Source organism: Chloroflexota bacterium (genome assembly GCA_014360905.1).
GTDB lineage: Bacteria > Chloroflexota > Anaerolineae > UBA2200 > UBA2200 > JACIWX01.
This window is the reverse complement of the sequence record JACIWW010000012.1, coordinates 26,969-42,423: the sequence shown is the minus strand read 5'-3', so window position 1 is coordinate 42,423 and position 15,455 is coordinate 26,969. Positions and strand designations below refer to the sequence as shown.

At 57.1% G+C, this 15,455-nt stretch carries 16 protein-coding genes; 6 read left to right on the top strand and 10 right to left on the bottom strand.

Features of this window, described 5'->3' with window-relative positions; genetic code table 11:
- The first annotated feature begins 31 nt into the window (after positions 1-31).
- Genes H5T67_06780 through phoU form a run of 6 tightly spaced genes read left to right on the top strand, consistent with a single transcriptional unit; the run spans position 32 to position 5,045 of the window.
- On the top strand, positions 32-994 hold the full coding sequence (locus tag H5T67_06780; GenBank protein ID MBC7245024.1) for a PstS family phosphate ABC transporter substrate-binding protein: 963 nt from the start codon (positions 32-34) through the stop codon (positions 992-994).
- A 9-nt stretch (positions 995-1,003) separates the two neighbouring features.
- A complete protein-coding gene (pstC, locus tag H5T67_06775; GenBank protein ID MBC7245023.1) occupies positions 1,004-1,897 on the top strand; it encodes a phosphate ABC transporter permease subunit PstC in 894 nt (297 codons plus the stop codon).
- Entirely contained in the window at positions 1,894-2,739 is an 846-nt protein-coding gene (gene pstA, locus H5T67_06770) for a phosphate ABC transporter permease PstA (protein ID MBC7245022.1), read from the top strand. The genes pstC and pstA overlap by 4 nt, the downstream gene beginning before the upstream one ends.
- Before the next feature lie 43 nt (positions 2,740-2,782).
- The gene (locus H5T67_06765; protein MBC7245021.1) at positions 2,783-3,550 is read left to right on the top strand and encodes a phosphate ABC transporter ATP-binding protein; all 768 of its coding nucleotides are present in this window, start codon (positions 2,783-2,785) and stop codon (positions 3,548-3,550) included.
- A 2-nt stretch (positions 3,551-3,552) separates the two neighbouring features.
- The gene (locus H5T67_06760) at positions 3,553-4,320 is read left to right on the top strand and encodes a phosphate ABC transporter ATP-binding protein (protein ID MBC7245020.1); all 768 of its coding nucleotides are present in this window, start codon (positions 3,553-3,555) and stop codon (positions 4,318-4,320) included.
- A gap of 32 nt (positions 4,321-4,352) precedes the next feature.
- Positions 4,353-5,045, top strand: coding sequence for a phosphate signaling complex protein PhoU (gene phoU / locus H5T67_06755; protein MBC7245019.1), 693 nt, complete (start codon positions 4,353-4,355; stop codon positions 5,043-5,045).
- A gap of 239 nt (positions 5,046-5,284) precedes the next feature.
- Here the strand turns inward: phoU and H5T67_06750 are convergent, their stop codons facing one another.
- The 10 genes from H5T67_06750 to H5T67_06705 all read right to left on the bottom strand — a co-directional run bounded on the left by H5T67_06750 (position 5,285) and on the right by H5T67_06705 (position 15,193).
- On the bottom strand, positions 5,285-6,058 hold the full coding sequence (locus tag H5T67_06750; GenBank protein MBC7245018.1) for an alpha/beta fold hydrolase: 774 nt from the start codon (positions 6,056-6,058) through the stop codon (positions 5,285-5,287).
- Between the two features lie 51 nt (positions 6,059-6,109).
- On the bottom strand, positions 6,110-7,000 hold the full coding sequence (locus H5T67_06745) for a hypothetical protein (protein MBC7245017.1): 891 nt from the start codon (positions 6,998-7,000) through the stop codon (positions 6,110-6,112).
- A gap of 65 nt (positions 7,001-7,065) precedes the next feature.
- Complete coding sequence (gene tatB, locus H5T67_06740) at positions 7,066-7,473, bottom strand: twin-arginine translocase subunit TatB (GenBank protein MBC7245016.1); 408 nt, start codon at positions 7,471-7,473, stop codon at positions 7,066-7,068.
- Positions 7,470-7,643 carry a twin-arginine translocase TatA/TatE family subunit gene (gene tatA / locus H5T67_06735; protein ID MBC7245015.1) on the bottom strand — a complete coding sequence of 58 codons (174 nt, stop codon included), beginning with the start codon at positions 7,641-7,643 and terminating at the stop codon, positions 7,470-7,472. Before tatA ends, tatB begins: the two co-directional genes overlap by 4 nt.
- Before the next feature lie 143 nt (positions 7,644-7,786).
- Complete coding sequence (locus tag H5T67_06730; protein ID MBC7245014.1) at positions 7,787-9,781, bottom strand: 4Fe-4S dicluster domain-containing protein; 1,995 nt, start codon at positions 9,779-9,781, stop codon at positions 7,787-7,789.
- 12 nt (positions 9,782-9,793) lie between these two features.
- The gene (locus H5T67_06725) at positions 9,794-11,647 is read right to left on the bottom strand and encodes an NADH-quinone oxidoreductase subunit NuoF (protein MBC7245013.1); all 1,854 of its coding nucleotides are present in this window, start codon (positions 11,645-11,647) and stop codon (positions 9,794-9,796) included.
- Positions 11,640-12,119: an NAD(P)H-dependent oxidoreductase subunit E gene (locus tag H5T67_06720; protein ID MBC7245012.1), complete on the bottom strand. Its 480-nt coding sequence runs from the start codon at positions 12,117-12,119 to the stop codon at positions 11,640-11,642. The genes H5T67_06725 and H5T67_06720 overlap by 8 nt, the downstream gene beginning before the upstream one ends.
- Before the next feature lie 76 nt (positions 12,120-12,195).
- Positions 12,196-13,644: a reductive dehalogenase gene (locus tag H5T67_06715; protein ID MBC7245011.1), complete on the bottom strand. Its 1,449-nt coding sequence runs from the start codon at positions 13,642-13,644 to the stop codon at positions 12,196-12,198.
- Between the two features lie 107 nt (positions 13,645-13,751).
- Entirely contained in the window at positions 13,752-14,255 is a 504-nt protein-coding gene (locus H5T67_06710; protein ID MBC7245010.1) for a hypothetical protein, read from the bottom strand.
- Positions 14,256-14,272: 17 nt separating this feature from the next.
- Entirely contained in the window at positions 14,273-15,193 is a 921-nt protein-coding gene (locus tag H5T67_06705) for a ThiF family adenylyltransferase (protein ID MBC7245009.1), read from the bottom strand.
- Between the last annotated feature and the right edge of the window lie 262 nt (positions 15,194-15,455).

Sequence of the window (15,455 nt, the reverse complement as noted above, 5' to 3'; positions counted from 1 at the left end):
ACGGAACTACTGGGTACAATTGTCAGTCGAGATGATTGATGCGAGTGGTTCGAGGGAACACGAACTGGGTCAGGGCAATGGCGCAATGAGGGCTGGCAAGTCCCTCTTCGACGTTGCAATGCGCAGCATGGTGTTGCTGGGCTTTTTGGCATTGATGTGGGGGTGCCGTTCCAAGCCATCTCCCGGACAAACCCCGGCAAACATGCCCGTCCAGACTATCGAGAACAAGGGCTCGGACACGATGGTGAACCTGGCTCTGGCCTGGGCCGAAGCATACATGCAATTGCATCCCGAAGTGCGCATCTCCGTCACCGGCGGCGGATCGGGCACGGGCATTGCCGCCATGATCAATGGCATGGTGGACATTGCCAATGCATCACGGGAGATGAAACCCGAGGAGATTGCAGCAGCAAAAGCCAACGGCATCAACCCCGTTGAGTTCACCGTAGCACGCGACGCCATCGCCGTGGTGGTGCACCCCTCCAATCCGGTGCAACAGCTCACGTTACAGCAAATCTCCGACATCTACACGGGGAAGATCACGAACTGGCGCCAGGTCGGTGGCGAAAACCGCCCCATCGTCCTGCTCTCACGCGAGTCGAATTCCGGGACCTACGTGTATTTTCTGGAGAATGTCATCCGCCTGGGAAAGAAGGAAAGCACCTTGCTCTTCTCCCCTGAGACGCTATTGATGCCTTCCTCGGAAGGGATTAGCTGCGAAGTGCGCCAGAATCCCAATGCCATCGGCTACGATGGCTTGGGCTATGTCACGCCAGATCAAAAGGTGATTGCAGTGGCTGAGGACGACGGTGGCCCGTATGTATTGCCCTCGGTAGAGACGGTCAACGACGGCACGTACCCCATCGCACGTCCCTTGTACATGTACACGGCAGGAGAGCCACGCGGACAGATCAAGGCGTATTTGGAATGGATCCTGAGCGATGGGCAGGCGCTGGTCAGTCAATTGGGGTTTGTGCCGTTGAAGATGAGGTGAGACCACAGTATGCATGATAGACGCTCGCGGTGGGCTGAATTCGCCATAGAAGCTCTGGTACAAGTGCTGGGCATCTCGACGATTGGGCTGGTCGTGCTCATTTTCGCCTTTTTGCTGCGCGAGGGCTTGCCCGTCTTTGCCCAGGTGCCGCTGGCAAATTTCCTCGACGTGCGTTGGTACCCCACCTTTGGCATGTTCGGCGTGCTGCCATTGCTTTTGGGCTCAGCGTTCGTCACGATCACTGCCATTGCCATTGCCCTGCCGCTGGGAGTGGCAACGGCTGTATTTGTGCGCGAGGTAGCGCCGAACTGGACACGCGAGATTCTGAAACCGCTCATCGAGGTGCTGGCGGGCATCCCTTCGGTCGTGCTGGGCTTCTTTGGCATGACGTTCGTGGCCCCGCATGTGCGCGAAATCCTGGGGGCACCGACGGGGCTGACCGCTTTCACCGGCGCCCTCATTCTGGCCTACATGGCACTACCCACGATCATCAGCGTGGCAGAAGATGCCCTCGATGCCGTACCCAAGAGTTACCGCGATGCTGGGCTGGCCATCGGTGCCACGCAATGGCAGACTATCTGGCGCGTGGTGGTGCCAGCCGCTCGGTCGGGCATCGTCACGGCAGTGATGCTGGGCATGGGACGTGCTATCGGCGAGACGATGGCGGTGATGATGGTCACGGGCAATGCCGCGCGCATGCCGCTGAGCCTCGATTCCTTCTTCCGCCCGGTGCGCACCATGACCGCCACGATCGCAGCGGAGATGGGCGAGGTGGCGAAAGGGAGCGTGCACTACCGGGCGCTCTTCGCTATTGGCATCATCCTCTTCGTGGTGACCTTTTTCATCAATTTGACTGCCGCTAGAGCCATTTTCACCAAGCGACGACGAGGAGGGCTGCGATGAATCGCCACCAAGTTCAACGCATGGGCTTTGCCCTGCTCGGTCTGGCAGCTATCGTCGTGGTGCTGCCCATTCTGCTGGTCATCGGTAATATCGTCCTGCGCGGACTCGTAGCCATCAACTGGGAATTCCTCACCTCTATGCCTCGGGATGGGATGAAGGCGGGGGGCATTTTCCCCGCACTCGTTGGCACGGTGTTATTGACCCTGGGCACGGCAGTGGTGTGCATCCCAATGGGCGTCGGCGGGGCCATTTACCTGTCCGAGTACGCGCAGGATACCTGGCTTACCCGCGCGATTCGCCTGGCAATCGTCAATCTTGCCGGCATCCCTTCCATTGTGTATGGGCTTTTCGGACTGGGGCTGTTCGTGCTGTTCTTACAGTTCGGCACATCCATCCTGGCCGGCTCGTTGACGTTGGCCATCATGACCCTACCGGTGATCATCAGCACGTCGGAGGAGGCGCTGCGTGCCGTGCCCATGGAGTTCCGCACGGTGAGCTTTAGCCTGGGCGGAACGCGCTGGCAAGGCATTCGTCACATCGTCCTGCCCCAAGCACTGCCCGGCATCATCACCGGCATCATCCTGGGCTTGCTGCGCGCGGCGGGCGAGACGGCACCTATCCTCTTCACAGTGGCTGCCTTCTACCTGCCTCGCCTGCCTCGCTCGCCCTTCGATCAGACCATGGCTTTGCCCTATCACTTGTACGTCATCAGCACCCAGGTTCCTGGCATGCCTGCCCACATCCAATACGGCACAGCGCTCGTCCTGTTGGCAGTGGTGCTTTCGATGAACGTTGTGGCGACGCTTATCCGCAGTTATTTCCGGCGGAGGAGGCAGTGGTAGGATACGGGAGAAGGAAAACGGAAAACGGGAAACGTAAGGGGTAATGGAAGCGAGTTTCAATCCCAAAATTCGCGTTGAGAACGTAAGTTATGCCTATAGCGGCGTGCCGGCGCTGAAGGATATCACCCTGGACGTGCCGGCTTGCGCTATCACGGTCTTCCTGGGTCCAGCCGGGGGTGGCAAGACGACTCTGCTGCGCCTGATCAACCGCCTGAACGACCTAGTGGAAGGCACGCAGATGACGGGCAGGATTCTGCTCGATGGGCAGGACATCTATGCCCCAGGCACGGATGTCCCCGAGTTACGGCGGCGCGTAGGGATGGTCTTTGCTCTGCCGCTGCCTCTGCCCGGCACGGTGCGCGAAAATGTGTTGTATGGCCCCAAGTTGGCTGGCATTAAGGATCGCAACCGTTTGGAGGAAATCCTGGTGCGTAGCCTCAACCAGGCCGCGCTGTGGGATGAGGTCAAAGACCGCCTGGATGACGCGGCTAACCACCTCTCGGGTGGGCAGCAACAGCGGTTGTGCATTGCGCGCAGCCTAGCTCTGCAGCCAGAGGTTTTGCTCCTGGATGAGCCCACTTCGGGGTTAGACCCCATCTCAACGGCCAAAGTGGAGGAATCGCTTAACCAACTGAAGCGCGATTATACCATCGTGCTGGTTCCGCACAGTGTGCAACAAGCAGCGCGGGTTGCGGACTATGCCGCCTTCTTCCTGATGGGCGAACTGATCGAGCATCAGCCTGGGAAGGCGCTGTTCACAACTCCGCGGGATAAGAGGACTGAGGATTACATTACGGGGCGGTTTGGATAAGCATGAGCAAGATCGCAGTAGAAGGACTAGACTTCTACTACGGCAGTTTTCAAGCGCTGTCGAACGTGGATGTCGTCATACAGGAACGGCATATCACCGCACTGATTGGGCCATCGGGCTGCGGCAAATCCACCTTCTTGCGTTGTCTCAACCGCATGAACGATACGATTCCCGGTGTGCGGCTGACGGGACGGGTACTACTGGATGGCAAGGACATCTATGCTCCTGGCACGGATGTAGTGGCGTTACGGCAACGGGTGGGGATGGTGTTTCAGCGTCCCAACCCATTCCCCCAGTCCGTCTTCGACAACGTTGCCTTCGGACCGCGCGTGCTGGGATTGGACAAGGGTAACAATCTGCGCGACATCGTCGAGGAGAGCCTGCGCAGAGCTGACCTTTGGGACGAGGTCAAGGACAACCTGAACCAAGATGCCCTCTCTCTGTCGTTGGGACAGCAGCAACGCCTGTGCATCGCGCGCGTGATTGCGGTCAAGCCCGAGGTGATTCTGATGGACGAGCCCTGTTCGGCGCTGGACCCCATTGCTACTTTGCGCATCGAGGAACTGATGCGCGTCTTGAAGCAGCAATACACCATCGTCATCGTCACGCACAACATGCAGCAAGCAGCACGCGTTTCGGACTATACCGGCTTCTTCTGGATGAACGAGCGCCGCTCGGGCATGCTGGTGGAATATGGCTTGACCACGCAGATTTTCACCAATCCACGGGACCAGCGCACGGAGGACTATATCACGGGACGTTTTGGATGAAGAAAGCCGCGATTTAGAAAGAGAGGAACACTATGGTAAGAGAGACATTCGAGCGCCATCTGCAAAGGGTGCAGGATGAGTTGCTGGTCATGGGCAGCATGGTAGAGGAGGCTCTGGTCAGGGCGGTGGACATCCTGAAGCGACAGGATTTGGAAGCAGCCAAGCAGTTGATCGCACAAGATCGTGCCATCAACGAGAAGCGCTTTGCCATCGAGTCAGATGCCCTCATGTTGATTGCGACGCAGCAGCCTATGGCTGGCGATCTGCGCGTTTTGGCCGCGGTGTTGGAGATCACGACCGAGTTGGAGCGCATGGGGGATTATGCCAAGGGCATTGCCAAAATTGCCTTGATGATTGGGAAAAAGCCACTGATCAAGCCCTTGATTGACTTGCCGCGCATGGCAGAGAAAGCACGCTCCATGCTCCATCGGGCGTTGGAAGCCTTTGTGCAGCGCGATGTGGAACTCGCACGTGCCATTCCTGAAGAAGACGCAGAGGTGGACGCGCTGTACAATCAGGTTTATCGCGAGCTGATTACGCTCATCCTCGCTGACCCACGCATCCTCGATCAAGCCACGTATCTGCTGTGGGTTGGGCACAACCTAGAGCGAACTGCAGACCGTGTGACCAACATCTGCGAGCGTGTGGTCTTTACCGTCACGGGCAAGATGGAAGAGATGGACGGGGAAGGACGCGAGGAGGTGGGGGTAGAAGGATTAGCGTGAGCAGAGAGGCTTGTAGTGAGCGCCTTAGCGCTCACAAGTGCCAGGGATTGAAATCCCTGGCTATGCTTAATGCCTGCTCCGGGCGGACAACAGTCCGCCGTCTCTTGGCGGGTTTGTAGTGAGCGCTTCAGCGCTCGGATTGCCTCACCCCCTGCCCCCTCTCCTACGCTGTAGGAGAGGGGCTTTTTGCATGGGCTGTTGCCCACGCCCAGCAGAAGAAAGTGACTAGAAAAGCTGCCCTATGCGCTGATGCGCTGGCGTGCCGTGATCCACTCGTACACTTTCTGGAAGACGAACTGGCGTTCGCTGTCCACGACCAGGCCGTGCCCGGAGTTGTGCAGCACGAGCAGTTCCTTATCCTCCGAGCCAATGCGCTGGTACGTCAGCGGTCCGCTCTGTGAAGAGATGGACATATCCCTGGTGGAGTAGATGACCAGCGTAGGAACACGGATGTGCCCCAGTTCCGCGCGCACCACTTTCTGCAGACGGTATAACTGGTAACTGGCGGGGATGGGAATAATGTCGTACGACCAGAAGCGCTTGTAGGCTTCAGGGTCGGTCAAATCCGAATGTTTGGGGTCGTTGTCCTTGGGCATTTCTTTGATGAAAAAGCGCAGGAGTGGCACGAATTGCAGCCGCCAGTCCCGCACCTGCAGCGCCGGGGCAAGCAGGATGAGACCGCTCAGTTTGTGTTGCACAGCCAGATGCATGGCCAGGAGCGAACCCAAGGAAAACCCAGCTACGAACACTTGCTGACAATGCTGTTGCAAATGGTCATAATCCGCCTCGACCGAAGCATACCAGTCCTCCCAGGTGGTGCGGGCTAGGTCCTCGTGGGTCGTGCCATGCCCAGCCAGGAGCGGGCCAGAGACGGTCAGGCCCTGTTGGGCCAGGTACTCGCCCATGGGACGCATCTCGGGCGGCGAACCGGTGAAGCCGTGGATGAGCAGGCAACCCACTGAGCCACCGGGGAAATAGAAGGGATTGGGATCGAGCCAAGGGAATTGGGGCATGATGATCGTCCTCCGTCAAATGATTTGACCAATCTGTTCATAGCAAACGCTTCATGGCGTAAAGGGCGCGCTGCTCGCATGCACGAAGCACTGCAGTAGATCGCGCAGTTGTCGTACCTCTATCGGCAACAAGGCAGTCCAGGGGAACATGAAATAACGATCGGTAGTGCTTTCGATTTCCTCGCGCACGGCACGACCGGCGGGAGTTACGCTCAACTCTGCTGCGGAGACATGCACAAAGTCACGCGCCTGCAAGCGCGCCACAACACGGGCATAGTCCTGCCGAGAATAGCCACGCTGCTCGCTGAGCATAGCACTCAGCCCATCCAGATCTGTTGCCTCGCCACGCCACACAAGGGTTAGCACTTCGATGGAGGGGCCATCGAAGCCATGCTCACGCCAAGCAGCAATATGAGCATCGTCGCGAAACCAGAGCAAATCCGTCAAGGATTGGTCAATGTGCATCATCGGTGCTGCATCGGCAGAGGGCGCCAAGCGCTGATTGCCCAGCAAGTGAATTTTATGCGGTGGAGGAGGCGCAGCAAGGGCTGCCTGCACGATGCGCGACAGTAGATGCGCCAGTTGACGCAGGTCTCGCCAAGGGAGAGGAGCCTGGGCAGCGAGTTGTGCCCGTTTTCGCTCAACCCACGTTTCGATTAACTCTACTGCTCTGTCGGTCAGGAGACATTCCTGCTCGTTCAACGCCTGCAGGAAGCCCTTTTCTAGCAAAGCAGTCAGACGCGCCTTACATAATTGCGGTGCAGTATAGGGCAACCATTCTGCCAATAGATCCACAGAAGGTGGGGGCTCGCACAAGTAAGAGCTTACCAGCATGTCCCACTCGGCGGGCAGCAGTCCCGCGTTGTGAAGCATTTCTGCCGTGTCGCTCGGACGGGGCAGAGCAGAAAGAGCGCTCTGCACCAACGCGAACCATTCTTCCATGGCTGTTTTCACCTATGGCGCATTCGTTCTAAGGCGCTCCCTGCGAATAGTGGAAGCCTCGTTCTTCAGCCGAGCAATTCATCGGGTGATTTGTCCTCACCCTGCTCCGACGATGCGGGGGACTCTTCCGGTAGGCTTGTTTCTGCTGCGGACTCCTCTAGGGAAGGTACGGTAGTCTCTGCTGCCTCCCTGCCCTGTTGTGGTGGAGCAGGCGTCTCTTTCGTCGGAGTCGTTCCCTCTAAAGCCGCCTTTGCAGATTCCGCGACTTCTTTCTGGGCTTCTTCCAGCGCGGCCTCGGTGCTCTCTATTTCCTTGCGCAGCTCCGTAGTCAGTTCCTCGGAAGCCTTCCTGAACTCCGCGATGGCCCTGCCAATGTCCCTTGCTATCTGTGGCAAACGGCGTGGACCAAAGATAAGCAAAGCCAAGATCAGAATGAAGAGCAATTCCATGGGACCGATATTAAAAAGATTCACTGCTTATTCCCTCTTGCTTCCTTCTTATCATCCTCTGGCTTCGTTGCCTCGCGGAACTCGCGGATTGCTCTACCCAGGGCAGCGCCGAGTTCTGTCAGCCTGCCCACACCAAAGATTAAGATCACAATCACGAGTATGATCAGCAGTTCTGGTACGCCAAGACGAGGCATCATCCCTCCTTTTCTCAGCCTCACCACCTCATGACATGGGGAATGAGTTGGCTGCGTTACTACTTTATTATACCACCAAATTGCTTTGCTGACAATAGAAAGCAACCTCCCGTAGGTTTCTGACCAGCGGGAGGTTGTACGTATTAGGTACGCGGGACAGTGCCTACAGCCTGCACGCGGATTGCTGATTCGCCTTCTACCGGGCAGACGAACTCGCAAGTGCCGCAGCCAATGCATAGGTCTGGGTTGACGATGGGGTACTTGCCCTTGCGGCCTTCGACTGCGCCCTGTACCAATGCCCCCTCCACGGGACACCTCGTAACACAGAGCAGACAGCGGATGCACTTGTCGAAATCCACCACGGCTGTGCCAATCTTGGCTTTGCGTTTCTCTTCCAGTGGCAGTTTGGGAATGGCTTGGGTCGGGCAGACTTGTCCGCAAGCATTGCAGTCATAGTCACAGTTGCCGATGCGCGGGATAAGCAACGGCGACCAGATGGATTCCAGCCCAGCCTCAAACAAGGCTAGATGCAGAGCATTGTTCGGACAGACCTTGACACACTGGCCACAGCGAATACACTTGGTCAGGAACTCTTCCTCCTTCGCTCCCGGTGGTCGGAGTTGGTAGGGGTTCTTGCTCTTGAGCATATCGGTCTTGAGCAGTGCTGCTCCACCTAAACCAACCACCAGCGAGGCCAGCACCTGCCGGCGTGAGGGATCATAACTGTAGCCGAAACCAGGCTTCGGCTGCGGGCCAAACTTGGTAGCGCCAGACGGACAGACGCCAAGGCAGTCTAGGCACATCAGGCATTCTCCAGGATCGCTGCTCAGATCCTCATAGGCAATGGTATCCATAGGGCAGACTGGGATGCAGCGTCCCCATTCCAGACAGATCTTCTTGTCTATGTAGCGCTTGATCCAGGAGAATTTGGACAGGAAGGCTACCCACGCGCCCAGAGGGCAAAGGTAGCGACACCAGAAACGCTTGGCGAACAAGTTCAGGGCAAGCACGATCACCAAAGGCACTGCCAGCAATGGATGCACCACAGGGCGCAAAGGAATCTCCGCTACGCGCGCAGCAGCCAGTCCCTTGGGAACAGCCACGGGTGCTTGCTTCTGCAGAATGGCCGGAAAGACCGCTCCAGCCAATGGACGGACAAAAATTGTGATGGGATCTAACCACATCAGAGCCAGGCTGCCCAGCAATGCCGCGGCGATGAAGGCAAAGAGCAGGAAATATTTGACCTGGCGCAGTTTGTCAGGGATGCGCGGGTTTTTGTTGGGACCATACAGGTTCAGCACCGTCCCCAGAGGGCAGATCCAACCGCACCAGACCCTGCCGAGCAAAAGCGTGACAACGATGGTGACCAGGCCGGGGATCATATTGGCAATCAAGCGCTTGGAGCCCAGCATGGAGACAAGCGCCATCAGTGGATCGAAGCGGCTGAAGAGGTTGATTGGCAGCGACTCTACTCCCTTTCTGGTGGTGTTCCACACGAGGTACAGGAACAGCGCCAACAGTCCCAACTGCACCACTTGGCGCAGCCGTACCCACAGCCCGCCCACGCCCTTGACCACGATGCCGGGCACATGGGCAATGGCGCCGGTCGGACAATAGGGGATACACTTGCCACAGGTGGCACATTCTGGAGAGGGCTGACCAAAAGGCGTGCTCACTTGGCGCTTTTGGCTGCGATCCACAAGGCCAATCACGTTCTTCTGCGCAACTTCGTCGCACGCACGCACACAGAGCCCACAGAGGATGCAATCTTCCTCCGGATGATCCGTGGGAAAGCTGGCCTTCTCGATGCCATACTGCTTCGCCAGAAGCTGTAATGGCCGCACGTTGGGAGCGCGCGAGAGCAAGAGGTCAATCATCATCTTGCGCGTACGGACAGCTTCGGGGGAATTGGTCTTGACCTCCATCCCCTCTTCCACCGGGTAATCACAGGAAGTGCTGACCACAGAGCGTCCTTTGCGGTTGACCTCAACGACACAAACGCGGCAAGCGCCATACGGCTTGAGGTCGGGATGGCTGCAAAGGGTGGGGATTTCGATGCCCACCTTGCGCGCCGCTTCTAGTATGGTTGTTCCTTCTTCAACCTGTACTTTTTGTCCATCAATAGTGAGTTCTACCATGTGTTGTCTCCTCTATTCTACCTTGATCGCATCGAATCTGCAGACTTCGCGGCAGATGCCACAACGGATGCACTTGCTTGGGTCAATGTGATGGACCTGTTTCTTTTCACCAGTGATGGCGCCTTGCGGGCAATTGCGTAGGCAAACGCCACAGCCGGTGCAGTTCTCGGCGATGATGGAATAGGTGATCAGGTCCTTGCAGACCGCCGCTGGGCAGCGCTTGTCGCGGATATGGGCCTCGTATTCCTCCCGGAAATAGCGGATGGTGCTCAGAACCGGGTTCGGAGCCATGCGGCCTAACGCACAGAGTGAGCCATTGATCATCGTGGTGCCAATTTCTTGCAACCGTTCAATGTCTCCTTCCTGACCCTTTCCATGCACGATGCGTTCCAGGATTTCGTACATGCGTCGGCTTCCTTCGCGGCAGGCAGTACACTTGCCACAGGATTCCTCCATGGTAAAGTGCAGGAAGTAGCGCGCTACGTCCACCATGCAAGTGTCCTCATCCATGACGATGAGGCCACCGGAACCCATGATGGAACCGGCTTCGGTCAGCGCTTCATAGTCCACGGGCAGGTCGAGCAAGCGCTCCGGGATGCAACCGCCTGATGGCCCGCCAGTCTGTACAGCTTTACATCTCTTGCCGCTGGAAATGCCACCGCCAATGTCGTACACGAGATGGCGCAGAGTCGCGCCCATGGGCACCTCCACCAGGCCGGTGTTGTTGACCTTGCCCACTAGCGAAAAGACCATCGTCCCTTTGCTCGTCTCCGTGCCCATTTGAGCGAACCAATCCGCGCCATTGTTGATGATGTGGGGTACCGAAGCCCACGTCTTGACGTTGTTCAGCACGGTGGGGCGCTCCCATAGCCCTTTTTCGGTGGCATGAATGCGCTTCGCGCGCGGCTCGCCAGCATAGCCTTCGATGGAGCGCATCAGAGCACTGGACTCGCCACAAACGAAGGCGCCTGCCCCGCGATGCACCTTGAAGGTGAAATCGAAACCTGAGCCAAGGATATTCTTCCCCAGCAGCCCGTACTCTTCAGCCTGCTCTGCGGCACGGGTGATGTGTTCGACCGCCAGAGGGTATTCATGACGGATATAGATAAAGCCTTCGTGAGCGCCAACAGCGTACGCGCCGATGATGATGCCCTCCAGGATGCTGTGCGGGTTGCCTTCGACCAAGCTACGGTCTTGATAGGCACCTGGGTCGCCCTCGTCGGCATTGCAGATGACATACTTGATATCTCCATCAGCGCGGCGGCATTCTTCCCACTTGCGACCCGTGGGAAAGCCAGCGCCACCGCGGCCACGCAGACCAGAGCGCTTGATTTCCTCAATCACCTGCTCTGGGCTCATCTCGAAAAGAGCTTTGCACAACGCCTGATACCCACCGATGGCAATATAGTCCTGAATCCTGGTAGGGATAATCAGGCCATTGTACTTCATCAAAATGCGGTGTTGTTCGCGGTAGAAAGGGACATCCGGTTCATAGACGATTGGCTCTCCGGTCACCAGATCTTTGTACAGCTTGCGCTCGAGGGGGTTTCCTTTGATGAGCGTCTCAGAGACGATGTCGGGGACATCATCCGCCGTCACGCTCTGGTAAAAGATATGCTGGGGGTAGACGACGACCAAAGGCCCTCGTTCACAGAAGCCATGGCAGCCAGTCATCTTGAGATCTACCTTGTCCTGTAAGCCTTGCTTTTTCAGTTCACGCCCCAGAGCGGCAGTGACTTCTTTCGCACCCAAGGCGCTACAGCCTGTTCCTCCGCATACGGTAATACAGGGTTTGCTTGGATCCCAGCTCGCAAGTATGGACTGGCGCCACGCTTCGAACTCGGCTCGTGATGTTAGCCTAGGCATTGGTAGCAACCTCCTCTCCCGAGTATTTAGCGAGCACGCGCTCCACCTTGCTGGCAGCCATCTTGCCATAGTACTGGCCATCCACAACCATCACGGGGCCCAGGGCGCAGCAGCCCAGGCAATTGACGGTGTCAAAGGAGAAGCGCCTGTCCTTGGTCGTTTCCCCCGGCTTTATGCCGAGCAAGCGCCCCACCTGGTCTGCGACAGCAACGCCGCCACGTACGTGGCAGGCAGTACCCAAGCAGACCGTGATGGAATGCTTGCCGCGCGGCTCCAGGCTGAAAGCTCTGTAGAACCTGGCGACTTGATACACCTGTATCAGAGGTAACTTCATCTTCTGCGCTAGATGCTCCAAAGCTTCACGAGGCAAATAGTTGTACTCGCCCTGGATGTCCTGCAGCATAGCAGTCAGAGCACGCTGTTCCGCTCCATGCTTCTCGATGATGGCATCCACTTTGTTCACATCGAACATGCTCTTTGTTCCTCCTTGTCAATGTAAATAGTCGTGTTCAAGATATTGACTTGTAGCAAAGCAGTTGGGGTACAGACTAGAGCCAGGGACGATTCTGCTGGCCCCATGGGCATGCTGCGACGCAGTTCGAGCAATCTGTGCCGCCATTGGCACGCCAGAACAGGTAGCAGTTGCCCACGTTCACCGTCCAGCGCAAAATGCCTGGCCGGTTGGAGATGGAAGTCCGCTCCAGCGAACGCTCGCCAAAGGGGATGGCCTTCGCGGGGCAGGCATGGGCACAGAAAAGACACATCTCGCAAAAGCGCTGCATGCCAAAGTCAATGGGTTTGTCTGTTGCCAGCGGCAAGTTTGTCAGCACCTTGCAGAGGCGTTGCCGTGGTCCGAATTCGGGCGTGAGTAGCAAGCCTAGCCGGCCGATTTCGCCCAAGCCGGCATCAATGGCTAGTGGAATATTCTGCATCGTGTCATTTCCAGAGGGCACCGCTTCGTAACCCAAAGCACGGATGTACTTGGCTAGCTTGGCCGTTACTTCCGCCATCTTCGAATAAATCAGCGCCGTTGCCGCACTGGCTTCAAAGCCAGGGGACTGATTGATGCAGGCAAAGTCCATCTCCAGCCCCATCACAATGGCATATTTGTACGGGATTTCCAGTTCTCCATATTCGCCGGTTTCGCGGTCATAGTAATGCGAGTATACCCATAGCGGGTTGATTGCGCAAATCCCCACCAGGTCGGCGCCGTAAAAGCGTGCCACGGTCTTGATATGCTCCGACATCTCTGCTTTGTCGGTCACGGGTAGGCGTTCCGCACTCACTGGGTCGTCCCACCCATACAGCCCGCCATATCCGTGCACATGGCCACTGTAGCCGCGGTAATTGGGCGCCAGGCTGCCGGCGACGTCGTCCGCATAAATGGCACCAGCGACTAGCGCTCTGCCCTTGATCATTTCCTCCACTGTCTCGCGCCTTGGCCGCAACGTTACTTTGCTAATCTGTTCCTGGTAATCCTTATCCCACATCACACGCGAGAAGACGGTATTGCGCTGGTCAAAGCGCGCCACCTGGTCAGTCAGGAAACGGGCATAGGTGGGTTGGTCCACGCGCCGGGCTCCGGGAATCTTGCGTGCATGCTTCGCCAGGATGTGCTTGACGAGCTCCTCCTGCGTGGAGAAGCGCTCTGTACAAGAAGGGCAAGCCCACATGGCTGGTTCCCACATCACCGGCGTGGGAGTTGGCTTGGGCCAGGTAATGGTCGGCGTAGGCGTCATGGGCGGTAGGGGTGTTGGCACCCATTCGGGGGTTGGCACCTCGGCGTCTTCACCGGCGATCTGACTAGGTATGAATGTGGCTGTAGGTGTAGGGACAGGAGTAGGGGCCGCTGTAGGCGTTGGAGAAGGTGCGCAAGCAGCCAGTGCTTCGGCTGCTCCCAAAGACAAGCCCAAAAGCGTAGCGTAGCGGATAAAGCTACGTCGGCTGAGCCGGCCCTGCCGCCATTCAGCCAACAATTGGTTGATCTCATGAAGCATAATCTATCCTGTTATCTCCGATATGTCGTTTTGAGTTGCACCACAGCGCTCCCATTGGCTTTGCGCCGACCACACTCCGCCCAGGGCTGGTAGCCTCAAACCCATCTTCACTTCCGGCGCGGTTGCATGATACTGTGCAGCAAGCTGGCTAGCAAGGCTACTATACCACCCGCTCTTGTCAGGTACAGCCCTGTGCGCAGCCGAGTGCTCACTTCCACTTTGGCAAAACCACCATAGTCACCAATGCCATGGCCCTGGATGGGCACATTGAACCCCTCCGCGACCTCAGCAATTCTGCCCAGGAAGCGCGAGACCCCCAGCAGGATAGCAATGCCTCCGAGGGCAATCAGGATCCGTCCAGGCCAGCCGCGCAATACACTGCCCAATGCAACCAGAACCACGGCGCCAATCAATACCCTGGTCAGAAGGAGCATCTGCGGACTGCGTTTGTAGCCCAAGAGTTCACGGAGCGGGCCCACGATCTGATAAACATAAATATCGCTTTCATTGCCAAACAAGGTCAGGCTCCACCAAGGGCGGGTAATGCCCATGACCATGAGAACCACTGCCACGAGAGCCAGAAGATTGGGGAAGGAGAGCCATCGTTTCATCCGTCACTCCTTGCGATCTAGTCAATCAGACGTGTGAAAAAGCGTACAAATGCTTTCGAGCGCGCCAAGCGGATCATCTGTTCCCTCAGCGCCTTGTGCCGCGATAGCCGCGAAGCCAATTTGCGCCTCAGCCCGAACTTTCGGATACGCGCTCGCGACGGCGTAATATACCAATAATAGGGAGAAATAACAGGTTTCCATTTACCACTAACCAGTTTGATGATTTCCAGCGCCGCCAATGTCCCGGTAATCCAGACAATGGGACAAATCTGGGCATGCGGGAGCTTGCCCTCCACCCATTGCGCGAACCAGTCCTCCCTCCACTGACCTTCTGTAACATAATACAAGAGAAGCCACCGCGCGTCCGGGCGCGTAGTATACTCCTGCAATTCATGATAGCCAAATCCATAGGGCATCACCAAGCATTCGGCCACGGTGGGGCTGTCCGCAGTGAAGACGGAGACGCGTCCCAATGCGCCCACGGGATAAGCCATCACGGCGGGCTTGGATTTGCGAATGATTTCCAGCGCCATCAAGCTTAGTGGCCATTCATCCATCGCCGGGGCGATGACATCGCCCAGTTTGGCAATCTCTTCGATTTCATCGTATACCAAGGCGCGCTCATAGACCGTAACATCAGCCTCTGGATTAATGCAACGTATCTGCTCTTCGATACAACGCGCCTTGTTCTTGCCAATGTTCTCGCAAAAACAGGCAATCTGCCGGTTCATGTTCGAAGGTTCGTAGCTTTCAGGGTCCATAAGCACCAAGTGGCTGATACCCATGCGTGCCAGAGCGACCGCAAGTACCCCGCCGATACCGCCACAGCCAGCAACTACTACTCTGGCATCCCTGATGCGGCGCTGTTCCTCTTCCGTGAAGATGCCATAATTGCGGTAGAAGAATTCATTATAATTCCACGTCCTTTGTTCTTGCATTATCACACCTGCAGTTTCATATTAAAGTTATGGACTGTCGCCCACGCCGGCCTGCGATTTTTCCTCGCGAGTTATGTGAGACCGTTTGGCTGCGTCAGATGCTTCAGCTGGCCTCAGCATGACAAATGGGCCATCAACGAATCAGGCAACAGACGGATCTAACTACAACATGCTATTCGTTTATTCGTGTCCCCATTCGTTGACGGCGCACAACCACATACGCAAAGGGCCCCAACCCGATGGAGTACACAGGTTGGGGCCC

What these genes read in the sequence shown, in the direction of transcription:
- H5T67_06780 (MBC7245024.1), top strand. Translation starts at nt 32, where the DNA reads ATGATTGATGCGAGTGGTTCGAGGGAACACGAACTGGGTCAGGGCAAT.
- pstC (MBC7245023.1), top strand. Translation starts at nt 1,004, where the DNA reads ATGCATGATAGACGCTCGCGGTGGGCTGAATTCGCCATAGAAGCTCTG.
- pstA (MBC7245022.1), top strand. Translation starts at nt 1,894, where the DNA reads ATGAATCGCCACCAAGTTCAACGCATGGGCTTTGCCCTGCTCGGTCTG.
- H5T67_06765 (MBC7245021.1), top strand. Translation starts at nt 2,783, where the DNA reads ATGGAAGCGAGTTTCAATCCCAAAATTCGCGTTGAGAACGTAAGTTAT.
- H5T67_06760 (MBC7245020.1), top strand. Translation starts at nt 3,553, where the DNA reads ATGAGCAAGATCGCAGTAGAAGGACTAGACTTCTACTACGGCAGTTTT.
- phoU (MBC7245019.1), top strand. Translation starts at nt 4,353, where the DNA reads ATGGTAAGAGAGACATTCGAGCGCCATCTGCAAAGGGTGCAGGATGAG.
- H5T67_06750 (MBC7245018.1), bottom strand. Translation starts at nt 6,058, where the DNA reads ATGCCCCAATTCCCTTGGCTCGATCCCAATCCCTTCTATTTCCCCGGT.
- H5T67_06745 (MBC7245017.1), bottom strand. Translation starts at nt 7,000, where the DNA reads ATGGAAGAATGGTTCGCGTTGGTGCAGAGCGCTCTTTCTGCTCTGCCC.
- tatA (MBC7245015.1), bottom strand. Translation starts at nt 7,643, where the DNA reads ATGCCTCGTCTTGGCGTACCAGAACTGCTGATCATACTCGTGATTGTG.
- H5T67_06730 (MBC7245014.1), bottom strand. Translation starts at nt 9,781, where the DNA reads ATGGTAGAACTCACTATTGATGGACAAAAAGTACAGGTTGAAGAAGGA.
- H5T67_06725 (MBC7245013.1), bottom strand. Translation starts at nt 11,647, where the DNA reads ATGCCTAGGCTAACATCACGAGCCGAGTTCGAAGCGTGGCGCCAGTCC.
- H5T67_06720 (MBC7245012.1), bottom strand. Translation starts at nt 12,119, where the DNA reads ATGTTCGATGTGAACAAAGTGGATGCCATCATCGAGAAGCATGGAGCG.
- H5T67_06715 (MBC7245011.1), bottom strand. Translation starts at nt 13,644, where the DNA reads ATGCTTCATGAGATCAACCAATTGTTGGCTGAATGGCGGCAGGGCCGG.
- H5T67_06710 (MBC7245010.1), bottom strand. Translation starts at nt 14,255, where the DNA reads ATGAAACGATGGCTCTCCTTCCCCAATCTTCTGGCTCTCGTGGCAGTG.
- H5T67_06705 (MBC7245009.1), bottom strand. Translation starts at nt 15,193, where the DNA reads ATGCAAGAACAAAGGACGTGGAATTATAATGAATTCTTCTACCGCAAT.